Origin of the sequence: Leptotrichia hongkongensis, assembly GCF_041538065.1 — a bacterium.
Classification (GTDB): domain Bacteria; phylum Fusobacteriota; class Fusobacteriia; order Fusobacteriales; family Leptotrichiaceae; genus Leptotrichia; species Leptotrichia hongkongensis.
Genome location: NZ_JBGORW010000009.1, coordinates 22,068 through 38,670 on the forward strand (window position 1 = coordinate 22,068; position 16,603 = coordinate 38,670).

Consider the following 16,603-nt stretch of genomic DNA (forward strand, 5'->3'; position numbering starts at 1 on the left):
GATAAAACTTTGATATTTTAGATTAAAAACACTGTATTCAGTTTGATTTCTGCATTATTAATTCTACAATTACCTAAAACAGTATAAACATAATTCCAAGCAAATCTATTTTATAAATTTTTAAAATCTTCTTTTCCAAAATCATATTTTTTACCGCAAAAATGGCATTCTACTTGAATTTTGCCTTCCTCTTCCAGAATTTTATCAATTTCTTCTTTTCCAAGCGTGATTAATCCCTTGTAAAACTTCTCTTTAGTGCAATTACATTTATACTCCAGCTCTGATTTTTCCAAAATTTCAAAATCTTCCACATAAACCTTTTTATGTGCACCATCAACATCAGTTTCTTCCTCAAATACAGAAATATCTTCATAAAGCAGTTCTACAATCTGCTCAAGACTCATTCCGCCTTCCAGAAGTTCAGTAATCGTCCTAATTTGCTGTAATTTATTTTCCAGTTTATCAATAAATCCGTCTTCCACACCTGGCAACAGCTGTATCAAATAACCTCCAGCCCTTTTTACTTCTCCATTTTCATCCAGTTTTACACCAAGTGCAACGACTGATTTTATCTGCTCTGATAAAAGAAAATAATGAGCAATTATATCTGCAATATCCTCTTCATTTATTTTTGTAACGCCAGAAAACGGATCACGCAGCCCCAAGTCCTTTATAACTTGCATTGTTCCATTTCCAATAAATCTCACTTGCCCAGTCTCATCTTTTATAAAATTTCCATTTTCGTCAATTATCTGATGAAATTTATCTTCAGGATTTCCAATATAACCTTTTACTTCCCCTTTCATATTCCCAGTCGCAAGCATATTTCCATAAGGTCCATCTCCATTTACTTTAACTGTCACTAAATCCTTCTCATTTTTCAAATCTTTCCCCATCATAGCTGTCGCTGTCAATAGTTTCCCAAAAATAGTTGTCGCTATCGGATCAAGTCCATGAATCTTCTTTGCCTCTTTTACAATCTCTGTCGTATCACAGACAAAAAATCTTGCACATTTGCTTGTCCCTCTAATTATTTCTGATTTTCCCATATTTTCTAACATCCTTCTTTATTTCAAAATTATAATTATTCCTACTCAAATCTAAATTCACTTAATTTTTATCAATTCAATCTCAATTTGATTAAAATTTATTTTTAAAAATTACATTATTAGAATATCATATTCTATACAAAAAAACAAGATAATTCATTTTCAAACCCAATAGAAAACAAAAAAATACCACCGTCTAAATCAACAATAGTATTTCTTATTCTCAATCAATTTTTCCTAACCAATTTCATCATCATAACAACCAATCCATCTTTAGAAATAAAATTATCTATCTTCTCAAAGCCAAATTTTTTATAAAAATCTATAAGTTTCTCTGAATTTTTACATTCTAACCATACATACCTAGCTGTCATAATTTTTTTTACTTCCAATAGTAAATAAAATGCCAAAGTAAGTAAATCTACACCTTTCACTTGAATTTCTTTCGGTAAATCATAATTTTTGCCTAATTGCCCTATTAAGTAACTATTTACAACTAAATGTCCATTTTCAAGTGTTTGTCCACTTTGCAACAATCTTTTCCTTTTACTGTTGCTTAATTTCTCTATTCTTTCTTTTGGTAAAATCAAACTTTTATTTGATAATGATAAATATCCAACTAATTTTTTATCATCAAATAACAAATGAGTTGTAGAAATAGACTTTTTTTCAATTTCTATTGCTTTATTATGTAAAAATTTTTCCACATCGTTATTTGTCAAACTTTTAAAACTATTCAAAAATTTATTTTTTATATTTTCTTCAGTATCATATCTCAACATTTCACTTAGTGTTATTATTTTCATCTATTAACCCCAATAATTCCTTTATTTCCCTTTCATCTGTTATTCTCTCCACTTTCACATCTGTTAAATTCGGTTTTCTGTCATTCTCTAACGCCTTTATTAAACCATCTATCTCCTCATCAGTCTTAAATTCTGGAAATCTAAAAAAACTCGATGTAGCCATTATAATTCCTCCCTTTTTTATTTTCTTACACTACAATTATACAATAAAAATATTTAAAAATCAATTTATTTTAATTTTTTTTTAATCAATATAAGAAATTTTTGTAAATAAAAAACAATCAAACTCACTTATAAAAGTAAAAGAATGATTGTTTCATTTAATAATTAAATTATTTTATTTATTTTGATTTCTAAGTTCTTCTGGTTTTTGTGATAATCCAGTTGATGGCCCTGTTTCTGGTAATTCTACTGCTGTTTCTTGCTCAGTTCCACCAAGTGTGTTTAAATTTGATAATGTTGTGTTTAATTTACCAAGTAAAACATCGATATTTTCTGCTGTTAAAACAATTTTTTCTCCATTTGCTGTTTTTTTAACTACAAATTTTGTAACATTTTTTGATTTTGGTTTTTCTTTTGCTTCAAGTTCTTCCTTAAATCTGTCTTCAACTGATAATGAATGTGTTCCATTGCTTGTAAAAGTCTCTTGTGTCATTTTTTTGAAAACTTGTAAGAATATTTTTTCAACATCTACATTTGTAACTTCAACAGTTACGATAGTAGTTTCATTATCTTGTTTTTCTGATTTAACTATTTTATATTCAAGATTTTTTAATAATGTCTTGAAAAGCAGTTCTTGAATTTTAGTATTGTATTTTATATCCAAATTTTCCTCAAAGCTGTCGTCTATTGCATATTTTGCCGCTTCTTTCATTTTTTCAGCCTTTACGCTATTAATAAATTTTGAAACTGTCGCATCAGGCCCTGATCCACAGCTAACTATACATAAAAGCATAAAAATCCCTAATAGTATTTTTTTCATCTATAACTCCCTTCTCTCTCTATTTATAATATTTTTTTATTATCTGTTATTTATTCTACATCATTTGAATTAATAAGTCAAGGAAGTTTTGAAATTTTGATAAGCGGTCAATAAATAAATTTAATTACCGTTCTATTTCCCAAATTCCTTTTCCAACTTTTTCATTCTCTTTACAAGTTCAGGCACTTTTCCCATGGCCATTTTCACTCTTAAATCTTCCATATGCTCACGAAGTGGATAACCAGACATCTGCTTTCCATCCGGCACATCATTAGTAACCCCAGATTTTGCTGCAATTACTACATTACTTCCAATTTTAAGATGTCCTGCCACTCCAACTTGCCCTGCAAGAGTCGAATTGTCTCCCACTTCTACACTTCCAGAAATACCAGTTTGAGCCACAATCAGACAGTTTTCACCAATAATGTCATTATGTGCAATGTGAACAAGATTATCAATTTTTGTACCTTTTTTTATAATTGTATCTCCAATTGCACCTCTGTCAACGCACGAATTTGCTCCAATTTCAACTTCCTCTCCTAATATTACGTGTCCAATTTGCTCAATTTTCACATTGTTTCCATTAATTTTTACAAATCCAAACCCGTCAGATCCTATCACAGCTCCCGGCTGCAAAATTGTACCTCTTCCGACTTTTGTAAATTCTCTTATAGTAACATTTGAATAAATTATGCAGTCATCTCCAATTTCAGTTCCTTCAAAAATCGATACATTTGGATAAATAACAACATTTTTTCCAATTTTTACATTGTGTCCAATATAAGTATTTATTTTTGAGACATTTGCAGTTTCATCAATTTTTGCAGAATTTTCTATCTGATTTTCAAATGGCTGCAATTTAGGCTTGAAATAATTCAGCAGTATTGGCATCAATTCTCTCGGATTACTTTTTACAACAATAAAGGTCTTATTTGCAGGTAAATTTGGCAAATCAGGAACAATTACAGCACCTGCATTACATTTATCCATATTTTTCAGCATTTTCTCATCCGCTGCAAATGTTAATTCCTTTTCATTTGAATGAAAAAATGGAGCAAGCCTTGTAAAATTTAATTCATCGTTTCCTCTGATTTCTCCGTTTATTAATTTTGCAATTTCTTTAATATTATACATTCTGGATCTCTCCTTTTTTATTTTTTATAAAATTATAGGGATGAAATTAATCACCCCTTATAATTATTTAAGTTTATATTTTTATTAGCTCAAAAAACTAGAATGATTGTCCAAAGCTAAAGTAGAACTTACCTTTATCTTTTTTCTCACCTTTTTTCTCAGGATCCATTGGCCAACCATAGTCAAATCTTAATGGACCAATTGGTGTATTCAATCTTACCCCAATTCCGTACCCTTTTTTAAGATCTTTGAAGTCATGAGCATCTTTTCTATTTGGTTTATAGATTTTCTTACCAGTACGAGGATCTCTTGACTCATTTTGCCAAGCATTTCCTATATCAAAGAACGCTACTAGTTGTAATGTATCATTAATTTTTGTTCTATTTTCGATTGTCGCATGGAATTTATCAAATCCATCAAATGCACTATAGTCATACCCACGTACAGATTCAGCTCCACCTATACTAAATCTTAGTGCTTCTGGAGTACCACTTCCTGTTGTTCCCCAAGCTGCTCTATACGCCATTACATTCTTATCACCAAAGAATGTTGGATGGTAGGCTCTTAAATCTACTTCAAACTGATCATACTTTCTAGGATCTTTTATAAGTTCTCCTCTTTCGTACGCCATTGTTCCATAGAATCCTTTTGTAGGACTAAATTTATTGTCTCTTGTGTCATAAGTTAATATTGGTCCCATTGCGAATAATTTATATTTATCATTTACTTTCTTATTAGCAAATAATTCTTTATAATTATCGAATCTTGCAATAAATCTTACATCAATATCGCTATTCAACCCTTTACCAATTTGCCAACGTGTTCCAATTTTTCTAACTTTTTCTACTTCATCAGCATCAGCATTATCATCTACAGATTGAGTCCAGTAAAACGATCCTCCAAGCTGAACTCTTTCAGTTCCTTTTAACCAAGGATCAAACCAGTTAAGCTCAAATGTCTTGTCTCCTTTGTTTGAAGCAGAAAGAGTAGCAGAAGCAGACTGTCCTCTTCCTAAGAAATTATCATCAGATAATTTAAGTTCTCCTACTAATCCAACAGATGTTCCATAAGAAATACTTCCATTAATTGTAGTAGTTGGACGTTCTTCTACAAGTAATTTTACAACTCTTGCATTTGGATCATTTTCTTTCCCTTCAAACACTGGAGTAATTTCAGTAAACATACCTGTTCTATAAAGCTCACTTATTGTAGATTTTATATTTTTAGTTTGGAAAACTTGTCCTGGTTTTATTTCCATATATCTTTCAAATACATAAGGTTTTGTTCTTAAAGTAGAACGTTTTGCAGATTGTCTTTCATTATCATTTTTTGAAGGAGCTTTCTGAACTTCTACAGAATCAACAATTCCTTCTGTTAAACCTATATTTACATTTCCTTCATTTGAAACATTTATCGTTTCAATTCTTGCAAGAGAATATCCATCTTTGTTATATAACTTAATTACTCCGTTTTCATCAGGATTCAATAAGTTTCCATTTAAGATTTCGCCTTTTTTTACACCCAATGCTTTTTCCAATTCTGAATTTTTGTAAAGTGTATTACCTTCAAAATTTATACTTTGAATAATTGGATTTTCCTGAACTTCGTAAACTATTGAAACAGTATTATCGGTTTTTCTATCAATTTTTGGATCAACTTTTGCAAAATATCCTGAATTAAATATTTTTTGTGCTCCTTCAAGTGCTTTTTGAGGTATAAAAATATCTCCAGGTTTTACTGGCAAGTCTTTCAAATATTCTTCCTTGCTACGTATTTTTGTTCCTTCAATATCTACACTTGATATTGTGTATTCTGTTTCTTTTTTCATTTCTTCCTGAACTTTTTGTCTTTCCAGAATTGCTGCCGCATTTTCAGCTTCTGCAACTTCAACTACTATATTTACAGAATTCCCCTGAATCTTTGGATAAACATTTGCTTCTGTTATATATCCTAATCTTTTAAGTGACAAGTAAATATCACTCAAGCTTTTATTCGAATAATTATCTCCAGGTTTTACTGGAATTTGTGATAACAGATATTCAGAAGATATTTCTTTTGTTTGTGAAATTTGAATTGAACCAACTTTTAAATCGTCTCTTGTTTCAGCTTGAGTTTCAAATATATTATTTTTTCCTTTTGCCTGACGAATCGAAGTTCTTTTACTCTTTATCTTCTTACCTTTCTCATCTCCTATTTCATTACCAATTTCTACCTCTTCAGGAATATATTGAATCTTATTAACATCTGAAATTTGGTCTTCGTTGTCTTCTTCCTCTTCCACTTTATTGGCTGTACTATTTTTTCCATTATCTGCCAATTCTTTTGTTTCAGTTATTCTGCTTTTTTCTTCAGCCTGCGTTACCTTATTTACAGATACAAATAAAGTTACCGCAATAATCAAAGCATAAATCTTACTTTTCAATTTTTGGTTTGACATTTTTCCTCCTATTTTTTTAATGTTTCAAGTTTTTTCTTTCTAAATATTTTTCTTAAAATATCTCCGAACGTATCAGCTCTTGTTGAAAAATCAATTCCAAAATAATAATTTATTCTTGATCCATTATTCATATTCGTACTTACTCTGCTTTTGTTTATACTTTCTCCTCCAACTCTTAAGTCTAAGCCATTTGTAACATTATAGCTCAACCAGGCGTTGTAACCAATTGGATCTTTTTCCTCAGAATTTGAACTCTGATATGGAAATTTGACTGATGCATTCCAAAATAGTTTATCCTTATATAAATTATCCTGTATTGTAAGTGTAGTTGCTGCACTATATTTTCCTGTTTTATTTGATTGTTTAAGATTTGTTGAAACAGAAAATTTAGATACTTTCAGTATATCTCTAATTTTACCAGTTACTGACGAAAAAATCAACTCATTTAATGCAGTATTTACCAAAGAGCCTGCAACGACTAATCCATCAGCTGAATTTTCATCATTTTTTTCACCTGGTTTTTTAGGGCTATTTCCAACTACAGTATTAAATGCAAGTTGTGATATTATTTCTTCCCTAGTTTTTCCAGAAGATGATGAAAATTTAATTTCAGGAGAATTTATATTTCCGCTTACATTTATATCTATTCTATCTCCATTTACTATTGTACTCGCATCAAATATTACAAAAGGATTTGATATAGAGGATGCTGTACCGTTAGTCGATGGAGTAAATCTTATTTCTGCACCATCTATTTTAAAATCATTTCCGTTTACAGAAAATGAACCTCTTGTAATCATATATTCTCCATCTATTCCGATTTCCTTATTAGTATATGTGATTTCAGAAGCTCCTTTTACAGTTCCTTCTATATTTCTTACAATACTTACGTTAGGAATATTTATTTTCACATGGTTTCCTGTCCGTACGTTTAGATTAACTGTATACTGCTTTAATATTTTGTCAATTACTTCTTCGACAATTCCTTCTACAATTGTTTTTTCTTGCTGTTTTTTAGCTTTTTGTTCTGCCGAAGCAGTTTTTGTTTCAGAATCCGTTCCACCGAAATTTGGCAATTCTCGAATTTCTGCATTATCAACGACAAAATTTCCAAATAGTCTATTTTCAGTAAACACTGCATCTCCAGTAAGTGCAAAGTCTATCCCTTTTCCATAATGAAGTCCAACATTATTAAGATTGGCATTTAATTCAAATTTTCCAAGTTCCAGCCTCTTCGTCTTCATAAAATCAGCAGGAATTGTTGGAACATCCAAATCTCCTGTTACTTTAAAAGTTCCACCATTATATCCACCATCTAACCGATTTACAACAAGTTTATTATTTTTCAAATCAATATTAGCATTTACATTGTCAACAAGTGTTAATTTATCTTTTGTCTTATAGTTAAATTTATCTAATAAAATATGCCCTGTTGTAGATTCACTTGAAATAACCGCATCTATGTTTGCAATCCCACTTGCTTGTTCTACATCTTTATTAAGTCCTAAAAAATCAAGGTTAAAATCTTTTGCTAGCATAGAAACATTATATTTTATTGGTGAAAATTGAACATATCCATTTACAAGAAGCGGATTATCTTCATATTCTAAATAAAATTGACCGATATTCAAGTTTTTTTCATTAGCCTGTAAATCAATGTCAACATTTTTTACTGGGAATCCACTAAGTTTAATTTCATCCGATTTTATCTGAACTCCTGTTACAAAATTTTCAAAACTTCCGCGATACATAAATCCGAAGTCAATGTCTCCGCTATATCCTTTATCCTTTAAATCTTGTACAGAATCTAGTGAAAACTTCTGTTTCTCTATCCTATAATCAATATCTACATTTGCTAGATCAAATTTAGTATTTGTCTCAAACAATGTTTCCTGGTTATCCCCAATAAATTTAAGTTTCTGCAAATTAAACGTTCCATATTTGAATAATTTATCTATATCTCCATTAGAATATTCAAGTTCTGCAACAACATGTGGAATTCTATAAGTTTTAAAGCTCATATTACCAAGAATTACCTGTCCTGCCAAATTAAAGTTGTTCAAATCACCCTTTAAACTAAGATCTGATCTTGTTCCAAATGTTAAATCCTTCATTTTTAAAAGTTTTGGAATATCAGGCTCATTTAAGCTAATCCCAATGTCTGAAATACCAGTCTTCAAATCATAAGTTCCATATAGGCTGTTTTCACGTAAAGTTACATTATCAAAATTTACAACTCCGTCTTTTATGCTAATTTTTGCATTTGTATCACCTACATAGTTTGAATTTATTGACGTTATCGCAGATGGCATTGTTATTGCTCCTGAAGGTTTATCTACTGTTCCTGATAAATTTGCATCCAATGTTCCAACTTTTAAATTAATTTTTGGTCCAGAAGTATTGTAAAGCACATAATCTTTCAATCCAGCATTTATGTCCATTTTACCAGTTTTTATATTAAACTTACCGCTGGCATTTAAATTTTCATTCTGAATACTTGTGATATTTACAATATTGTCTTTTATTCTCAGATTTCCACTTACATTTTTAAGCCTCTGGTAACCAAACCATAATTCATCTACATTTGTATTAATTGTTATATCCAAATTCGCTAAATCATTGATTTTACCACTAGCATTTAATTTTTCATATTCTCCTAGATATTCTCCATAAGGGCTGTAAAGATTGTATGTTCCAGAAATTTTATTTCCGTTTCCACTAATTTTTGCTGTAAGTGTTGCTGGCAATTTTGCCTTATCCAATCCTTTGAAATTATAGCCATTTGCTCTTAACAATTTTGCAATATCTACATTTTTAGGTAATTTTAATGAATAAGAATGTTTCATATCTGAAGTTGTAATTCCTGAGATATTTACCGTTCCGCCACCTTTTATTCCAGCTGTTCCACTAATACTGTAATTTCCATTATGTATTCTTATTTTAGCATTTACAGTGTTTACAAACGGCATTGACAAATCTTTTATTTTCGCATTAATATGTCCGGAACGCAGCACATTTTTTTCATTAAATTTTACAACTAAGTTGTCTACATCAGGATTTATTGTGTAGTTTTTCCCACCATAATTTACAGTGAAATAACTATTACTTCTAGCATTTACCACTACTGTCTGTGCTTTAGGATTTACAACATAATTTCCATTCAGTGCTTTTGACCTTACTGTTCCTGTTATAATGTTCTTAGCAGAAATTTGGGCATTTCCAGTAATTGTCTTGATGTTAAAATCTGACCCTAGATTATTTAAGACATAATCCCCTGTTCCAGTTTTCTTTTTCAAGTCATACACAAATTTTCCAATTTTAACATCTTCATTAACTCTGAATCCTGAAAATTCCTGATCAAACAAAAATGCAGTATCAGTCAAAGTTAGTTTTTCATCAGCAATTTTCATATTAGTTTTTATATTTTGAAAATTATAATTTGAAATTTTTATATTATCTGAAGAAAATTTACCATTAAGTGTAGTTTTTTTGTTTTTGGTATCAGCATTTACTTCAAGATTTCCTGTAACCAATCCTTCAGCCTTAATTTTTGAATCCTTGATTATTTTATACCGTGCAACTTGTTCAAAAGGAAGTTTATCTGTAACTAATTTTAAATTTAATTTCTGATTCTGCACAAGATAAGTTAATGCTATAGTTACTGGACTCTCATTTAATTTAGTATCGGCATTAACCGTAATCCTGTCTTTCTTCAAATCAATTAAAGCGTTTACATTATCAATATCGCCATCTAAATCTACATATCTTAGTTTACCATTTTTAATTTTGAGACTTCCTAATGCTTGTGTTGTTTTCTTGATTTTATCATTTTCTAACTTTAATACACCAGTAAGCAGTCCACCTTTTGCCTTAATCATTTCAAGCGGCACATATTGTCCCAGCTCTTCAGTTATGCCAACATTCTCAAAACTAAAGTTAAGCCTGAATTCCTTTCTTCTTTCATCACTGTTTTTTATTTTATCAAACATTGAATAAATCGACTGTTTAGACTTCAGAAGCTGTTTTAATTCAATTTTTACAGCCTCAACTGTTCCATCTTGATTTTTATTTCCAGAACCTTTTGCAACAAGTGAAAAACCTCTTGACTTAGCAGTTTCGAGTCTTCCATTCACTTTTGTCAATCTTTTTGATATTTTTTTATCAAAACTTGTATCTGTATAATTCAAAGTTGCATTATGAATGTGAAGTTTTCCAATTCTGCTTGTCGGATCATATGTTTGTTTCTTTTTAGGATCTTTTTTTATTACATAAAAAATATTAAAATCATTATTTTTTCTACGTTCCAGATTTACAGTCCCGTTATAAACATCAATTCTATTAAGCCGAGTTGGCATAAGCAAACTAATTCCAGCTGTAGTTCTTTTACCATCGATAACAACATTTCCAGCAATATCTTTAACCTTTAAATTGTCAATCTGAATTTTGTTAAATCCTATCAGCTTAACATCTTTAAATTCAACATTCAGTCCACTACTTTTCAAGATTGAAGTCAACATGCTATTAAAATTTTTAGTTGAAATATATAACTTTAATCCAAATAAAGACATCAAAAGAAAAATAAATACAATTAAAGATTTCTTTATGTATTTCATCTCACGTTTTTTCTACCTCCTCTTCTATTATTTTGAAAAGGATAATTATTTTCATTGTCCTAGTTTTCTATTCTAATTTTCTTTCATCATTTTGTATCCAAAAGAAAATATCCTTTTTATTTTATCACAATTTTGCATAAAAATCTATTATTATATGTGTTTTTTTCACTTAGAGTTCTATTATTCATTATTTTTGCTCTGCTCATAAAAAAAATAAGTATTTTCAACAATAAAAGTCAAAAATACTTAAATAATTTTTATATTTTTTTTACTCTGAACAATGGCTGTCCATATTCGACTTTTTGCTCATTGCTTACTAATACCGCTTCTATTTCACAGTCAAAGTCGCAGTTTATTTCATTCATCAGTTTCATTGCTTCTACAATACAAACTGGCTGCCCTTTTTTTACTGTATCTCCTACACGCACGAATGCAGGAGTTTCTGGAGAAGCCGCTGAATAGAAAGTTCCTACAATTGGTGAAGTGATAAAACTTTCTTCATCCGGTTCTTCCACAATTTCTGTTTTTCTTTCTATATTTTTTTGAACATTCTGAATTTCTGAATTATTTTCACGCTTTAAATTGATTTTTAAATTGCCTTCTTCTACAGTAATCTCTTTAAGCGTTGATTTTTCTATGATTTCTACTAATTTTTCAATTTGTTCTAAATCCATCTTAATTTTCCTTTCTGAAAAATATATTCAATTTTTCCTCAAAACCAAATTATAAAAATTAATAATTTAGAAAATTGAGTTAAAATAGCCTTACTTTTATAATAACTTATTCAAATAACGTCTTAAGCCTTTTGGACACAAATCTCACATCTAGCACTTCCTTGCAAGGTGCATGAATTTTTTTTCTAAACTGAGTAAATTCATTCATTTCTTCAATCAAAAGATTTTGTGCTTCTTCAACACTGATTGCTTTAAAACGAATTTTATGGTCTGCTTTTCTTTGCACTAATTTTGGCAAATCTACTGTTGCAACTGTGGCTATTTTGGGATATCCTCCTGTTGTCTGCCTGTCTGCCAGCAAAATAATAGGTTTTCCATGTGCAGGAACCTGTATAGCTCCCAATGCTATTCCGTCCGATATTATGTCAGCCGACTCTTTATGAGCAATATAAGGCCCTTCTATCCGGCATCCCATTCTGTCAAAGTCGTTTGTAATTGTAAATTCGCTGTTTAAAAAAGTTTTTTTACCTTCGTTTGTAAACAGATTATCTTGCGGTCCCATTATTACACGGATTACCTCATCTTCCTGATTAAATTCATCTAAATCAAGTGTTCTTGAAAGGAAATATGGTAAATACCGTCTTCTTATCCTAAAAGAAATATAATCCCCTTCTTTTAAATTACGTCCTTTAAAACCACCGATTCCGCACTTTATATTCGTAGAACGGCTTCCCATTATTACAGGGATATTTAAGTAGCACGAAAAAGCTATATAACCTCTCACACCTGTTCTTGCACCTTGAAATTCAAGCACATCGCCTTTATTAATATAAATTGCAGTATACATTGGAGCTGGTTTTTTATTGATTAATGGCTGAAAATCTCCACCCGTTATTGCAATTATTGTTTCGCTTGTAAATTCAAGCGTGGGACCAATCATTGTAAATTCAAGCACAGCTTCATTTTCAGGATTGTCAATAAGCATGTTCGCAATTTTAAAGGAACGCACATCCATAACTCCAGATGTTCCAAAACCTTGACTTTGATATCCTGTTCTACCTATATCCTGAACAGTTGTCAAAAGCCCTCCCTTTAACACACGAAATCCCATTATTCCACCTCCTCTTTATGCACAATGCATTCATATTTATTTTCTTCCACTTCTTTTTCAATTTTTTCAAATTCTGCTTCTGAAATTGGTACAAAACGTATATAATCTCCTGCTTCAAATAAAACAGGAACTTTTCTGTCAGAATCATACGTTTTTACTGGTGTCTTTCCAATCAATTGCCATCCTCCTGGTGATTCCAGCGGATAAATTCCAGTTTGAGCACCTCCAATTCCCACACTTCCAGCAGGGATTTTTATTCTTGGATTATCCAATCTTGGTGTATGAATCCTTTCATCAAGTCCACCTAGATACGAAAATCCTGGTAAAAATCCAAGCATATAAATCAAATAATCCTTTGAACTATGAATTTTTATAACTTCTTCAATTGAAAGACCTGCATTTTTAGCAACAAATTCCAAATCCGGCCCGTATTCTCCGCCATAACAGACTGGAATTTCATATACTTTTTTAGTTTTTGACTTCATATCCAAATTTAATTTCATTATTTTATTCACTCTATTCAATAACTTTCCATAACTAATAACACGTGGATCATAATGAATAAGGAGCGAGCAGAATGCGGGTATCATATCCATCACCCCTTCTATATGCTGTTCCTTTATAAGATGTGCGAGTGAAGTAATTTTTCCATTTATCTCAGGCGATATAGTTTTTGGGAATTCAATTAAAATTGCCGAATCTCCTTCAGGAAGTATTTTTATGCCTTCCGACTGTTTCCCTGTCATTCTTATACCTTCTTTCTGTTTTAACTAAATAATTTTGTCAAGCTTCCCAGTGACACTACTCCTAAATAAGCTGTAATTAACACAACTATTATTCCCAGTATCAGCAATACTTTCGGATGTCTGTAATTTTCACCCATAATTGATTTATTTTGCGAAGCAACTAAGCAAATTCCTAAAGTTACTGGTAAAATTAATCCATTTAATGAACCTGCTAAAATTAATAATGTAGCAGGATTCCCCGCAATTGCCATAATAATTGTAGAAACAACAATAAATCCTATTATTACCCATTTTTCATGTTTTTCAATATTCTTGTTAAATGTTTTTAAAAAGGACACTGAAGTATATGCTGCACCAACGATAGAAGTGATTGCTGCACTCAACAGAACCAGACCAAAAAATCTATATCCAATTTCTCCGGCTCCTTGACGAAACGCATCTGCCGCAGGATTTTCAGCTGCCAAAGACACTCCTTTAACTACCACTCCTAATATTGCCAAAAATAGCAGAACTCTCACAAGAGTTGCAATTCCTATTCCCATAATTGAGCTTCTATTGATTTCATCTAGATTTTCTTCTTTTGTAATTTTTGCATCAATTAGTCTGTGTGCCCCTGAAAAAGTAATATATCCTCCAACAGTACCACCAAGAAGGGTCAAAATTGCAGGAATTAAGTTTGAAATACTTTCACTTGGTAAAAAAGTATCTTTAACAGCAAGCCCAATTGGCGGTTTTACAATTAAGATAACAATAAATATTACGATTATCATACATCCACCAAGCACTTTTGTAAGTGTATCCATAGCCTTTGCCGCATTCTTTAATAAGAATATTGTTATTGCAACGCCGCCAGAAATAAAATATCCCGCCATTTTAGGAATACCTAGCAATGTATTAAATCCCAATGCGCTTCCACCAACATTTCCAATATTAAATACAAGTCCACCTAAAGCTACAAGAAATGCTACAAAATATCCAAGTCCTGGCAAAAGTTTATTTGCTATATCCTGTCCACGCATCTCACTTACACAAAGCACACGCCATACATTAAGCTGAACAATCATAGAAAGCAAAACTGATATTAGCACTACAAATCCAAAGTTTGCCTTATAGCTATTTGTAAACTTGGCAGTTTGTACTAAAAATCCAGGCCCAATTGCAGATGTTGCCATAATAAAAGCCGCCCCTAGTAATACACTTGTGTTTTTGCTTTTTTGCATTTTCACATTTTCTCCACTCATAATTCTTACCACCTTTTCTAAAATTTTTTAAATATTCAAGACTAAAACCTACGAATCTTTTAACAATTTCATACACAGTTTACTGGACATTTTAAACTGCTATTATTTAATTGATAAAATTCTTTCACTAAATTTTGGTCACAGAATATTTGGTATAATATGTTACAATTATAGTATATAAATTATATATTGTCAAAGGTTTAATAATATATTTTTTATATGCTTGATTGGCTTTTTATAATACTTAATTTTTCTTTATATAAAACTTTAATTTATTTAGCTAAGTTGTTTATTATAAAAATTTATACAATAAATAATTTTGTAATCAAAATAAATTTGTTGACTTTTTATATAACGCGTGTTATATTATGATGTACTTAGATTTTTATTATTAAATTTATTTAACTTACATCTTTAAATATGATAAAATTATATATATAACAAGGAGGAATCATATGAAATTAAAAATAGTTATTATGTCGATTTTGACTGCCATTTTTGCAAATGCTGCAAGTATTGACTATTTGTCAAACAATTCGGCTTCATATTTTCAAAATCCATCTCAAACAGGAAAAATTTCTGTAGAAGGTATATTTTATAACCCTGCGGGAACTGCTTTTTTAGATGATGGAACTTATCTTAATGCAAACCTTCAAAACTCAATGGTTGATGAATCAATGACATTAAATGGAAAAAAATTAAGATCTCACAGATATGCAGGTGCACCATCATTCAATGTTTTGTACAAAAAAGATAATTATTCACTTTTTGGAAATTTAAGTGTTATCGCTGGTGGAGCCACTCTTCGTTATAATAATGGAGTTGCTGGAATCGAACTTGCTGGAGAAACATTTAACAATATTACAGGTGGAAGACTTAGAGCAAAGGTTGTAAAAAACCGTTTTACTGGGCAAAATCGTTACTATCAATTAATGCTTGGTGGAGCTTATAAATTTAATGACACATTCTCAATGTCAGGTGGCCTTAAATATGTTTATGCCCATAGAAAATTAGATGGAGAAGCACAATATGAATACAATACTTTAGTTGGTTCAGCAATTGGTCTTAACAAAAATTATCTGTCAATGAATTCAAAACGTGATGCAAAAGGTATTGGCGGAATTATAGGATTTGATTACAAGCCTACTGATACTTTAAATTTTGCAATAAGATACGAAACACCTGTAAAATTAAAATTTAAGTCAAAAGCACAGGAAGATAACAAGATGATGTTAAGAGGACGTCCTTTAGGAATTTCATTCTTTTATCCTGAATATGCAGATGGATTCCAGTCAAGACGTGACTTGCCAGGAGTCTTAGCATTAGGAGTTTCAAAGGATATTAACAAATGGACTTTGTCAAGCGGATACACACACTACTTCAATAAATCTGCGAAAATGGATAGATTTAAATATAACGATGGATATGAAATAAACTTTGGAGTAGATTATAGAATTAATGAAAAATTTACTTGGCATGCTGGATTTAACTATGCAGATACAGGAGCAAAAAGAGAATCATTCTCTGATGTGGAGTATGCAATAAACTCACAAATCTACGCAACAGGACTTACATATAAGCCAACAGAGTCTTCAGAATGGAAATTTGGAATTGCTCACGTAAGCTACAATTCAGCTAACGGAAAACGTGAACAAACTTCACTTCCTAGAATCTCCATTGATAAATCAAAAGTAAAATATGACAAAAACGTAAACGTATTCACATTGGGATACACACACAAATTCTAATAATTTTAAAAAGCTTTCTCTAAAATAAAGACAAATATATAAATTCTAGCCTGAAACAAGAA

12 protein-coding genes are annotated in these 16,603 nt (G+C 30.7%); 1 reads left to right on the forward strand and 11 read right to left on the reverse strand.

Annotated elements, in window-relative coordinates; translation table 11 throughout:
- Nucleotides 1–110: 110 nt before the first annotated feature.
- The 11 genes from ACEG17_RS07700 to ACEG17_RS07750 form a co-directional block, all read right to left on the reverse strand.
- Nucleotides 111–1,049: an Hsp33 family molecular chaperone HslO gene (locus tag ACEG17_RS07700; protein ID WP_372583323.1), complete on the reverse strand. Its 939-nt coding sequence runs from the start codon at nt 1,047–1,049 to the stop codon at nt 111–113.
- 227 nt (nt 1,050–1,276) lie between these two features.
- Nucleotides 1,277–1,855, reverse strand: coding sequence for a GNAT family N-acetyltransferase (locus tag ACEG17_RS07705; protein WP_372583242.1), 579 nt, complete (start codon nt 1,853–1,855; stop codon nt 1,277–1,279).
- Nucleotides 1,833–2,018, reverse strand: a complete 186-nt coding sequence (locus ACEG17_RS07710; protein ID WP_372583243.1) for a hypothetical protein — start codon at nt 2,016–2,018, stop codon at nt 1,833–1,835. Before ACEG17_RS07710 ends, ACEG17_RS07705 begins: the two co-directional genes overlap by 23 nt.
- 174 nt (nt 2,019–2,192) lie before the next feature.
- Complete coding sequence (locus ACEG17_RS07715; RefSeq protein ID WP_372583244.1) at nt 2,193–2,837, reverse strand: DUF4878 domain-containing protein; 645 nt, start codon at nt 2,835–2,837, stop codon at nt 2,193–2,195.
- Nucleotides 2,838–2,969: 132 nt separating this feature from the next.
- Nucleotides 2,970–3,971: a UDP-3-O-(3-hydroxymyristoyl)glucosamine N-acyltransferase gene (lpxD, locus tag ACEG17_RS07720; protein ID WP_147006147.1), complete on the reverse strand. Its 1,002-nt coding sequence runs from the start codon at nt 3,969–3,971 to the stop codon at nt 2,970–2,972.
- A gap of 97 nt (nt 3,972–4,068) precedes the next feature.
- Nucleotides 4,069–6,408 (reverse strand): BamA/OMP85 family outer membrane protein, encoded by a 2,340-nt coding sequence (locus ACEG17_RS07725; protein ID WP_372583245.1) that lies wholly within the window; start codon nt 6,406–6,408, stop codon nt 4,069–4,071.
- An 8-nt stretch (nt 6,409–6,416) separates the two neighbouring features.
- Entirely contained in the window at nt 6,417–11,021 is a 4,605-nt protein-coding gene (locus tag ACEG17_RS07730; RefSeq protein ID WP_372583246.1) for a translocation/assembly module TamB domain-containing protein, read from the reverse strand.
- 257 nt (nt 11,022–11,278) lie between these two features.
- On the reverse strand, nt 11,279–11,695 hold the full coding sequence (gene accB, locus ACEG17_RS07735; RefSeq protein ID WP_299572705.1) for an acetyl-CoA carboxylase biotin carboxyl carrier protein: 417 nt from the start codon (nt 11,693–11,695) through the stop codon (nt 11,279–11,281).
- Between the two features lie 106 nt (nt 11,696–11,801).
- Nucleotides 11,802–12,806, reverse strand: a complete 1,005-nt coding sequence (locus tag ACEG17_RS07740) for a 5-oxoprolinase subunit C family protein (protein WP_372583247.1) — start codon at nt 12,804–12,806, stop codon at nt 11,802–11,804.
- Nucleotides 12,806–13,552, reverse strand: coding sequence for a 5-oxoprolinase subunit PxpB (gene pxpB / locus ACEG17_RS07745; protein ID WP_372583248.1), 747 nt, complete (start codon nt 13,550–13,552; stop codon nt 12,806–12,808). Before pxpB ends, ACEG17_RS07740 begins: the two co-directional genes overlap by 1 nt.
- Before the next feature lie 20 nt (nt 13,553–13,572).
- On the reverse strand, nt 13,573–14,793 hold the full coding sequence (locus tag ACEG17_RS07750; RefSeq protein ID WP_382403038.1) for an NRAMP family divalent metal transporter: 1,221 nt from the start codon (nt 14,791–14,793) through the stop codon (nt 13,573–13,575).
- A gap of 455 nt (nt 14,794–15,248) precedes the next feature.
- Here ACEG17_RS07750 and ACEG17_RS07755 point away from each other — a divergent pair, with 455 nt between their 5' ends.
- The gene (locus ACEG17_RS07755; RefSeq protein WP_372583249.1) at nt 15,249–16,541 is read left to right on the forward strand and encodes an OmpP1/FadL family transporter; all 1,293 of its coding nucleotides are present in this window, start codon (nt 15,249–15,251) and stop codon (nt 16,539–16,541) included.
- Nucleotides 16,542–16,603: the final 62 nt, after the last annotated feature.

Excerpts from the sequence above, each read along its gene's own strand:
- ACEG17_RS07700 (WP_372583323.1), bottom strand. The coding sequence starts at position 1,049 with ATGGGAAAATCAGAAATAATTAGAGGGACAAGCAAATGTGCAAGATTT.
- ACEG17_RS07705 (WP_372583242.1), bottom strand. The coding sequence starts at position 1,855 with ATGAAAATAATAACACTAAGTGAAATGTTGAGATATGATACTGAAGAA.
- ACEG17_RS07710 (WP_372583243.1), bottom strand. The coding sequence starts at position 2,018 with ATGGCTACATCGAGTTTTTTTAGATTTCCAGAATTTAAGACTGATGAG.
- ACEG17_RS07715 (WP_372583244.1), bottom strand. The coding sequence starts at position 2,837 with ATGAAAAAAATACTATTAGGGATTTTTATGCTTTTATGTATAGTTAGC.
- lpxD (WP_147006147.1), bottom strand. The coding sequence starts at position 3,971 with ATGTATAATATTAAAGAAATTGCAAAATTAATAAACGGAGAAATCAGA.
- ACEG17_RS07725 (WP_372583245.1), bottom strand. The coding sequence starts at position 6,408 with ATGTCAAACCAAAAATTGAAAAGTAAGATTTATGCTTTGATTATTGCG.
- ACEG17_RS07730 (WP_372583246.1), bottom strand. The coding sequence starts at position 11,021 with ATGAAATACATAAAGAAATCTTTAATTGTATTTATTTTTCTTTTGATG.
- accB (WP_299572705.1), bottom strand. The coding sequence starts at position 11,695 with ATGGATTTAGAACAAATTGAAAAATTAGTAGAAATCATAGAAAAATCA.
- ACEG17_RS07740 (WP_372583247.1), bottom strand. The coding sequence starts at position 12,806 with ATGGGATTTCGTGTGTTAAAGGGAGGGCTTTTGACAACTGTTCAGGAT.
- pxpB (WP_372583248.1), bottom strand. The coding sequence starts at position 13,552 with ATGACAGGGAAACAGTCGGAAGGCATAAAAATACTTCCTGAAGGAGAT.
- ACEG17_RS07750 (WP_382403038.1), bottom strand. The coding sequence starts at position 14,793 with ATGAGTGGAGAAAATGTGAAAATGCAAAAAAGCAAAAACACAAGTGTA.
- ACEG17_RS07755 (WP_372583249.1), top strand. The coding sequence starts at position 15,249 with ATGAAATTAAAAATAGTTATTATGTCGATTTTGACTGCCATTTTTGCA.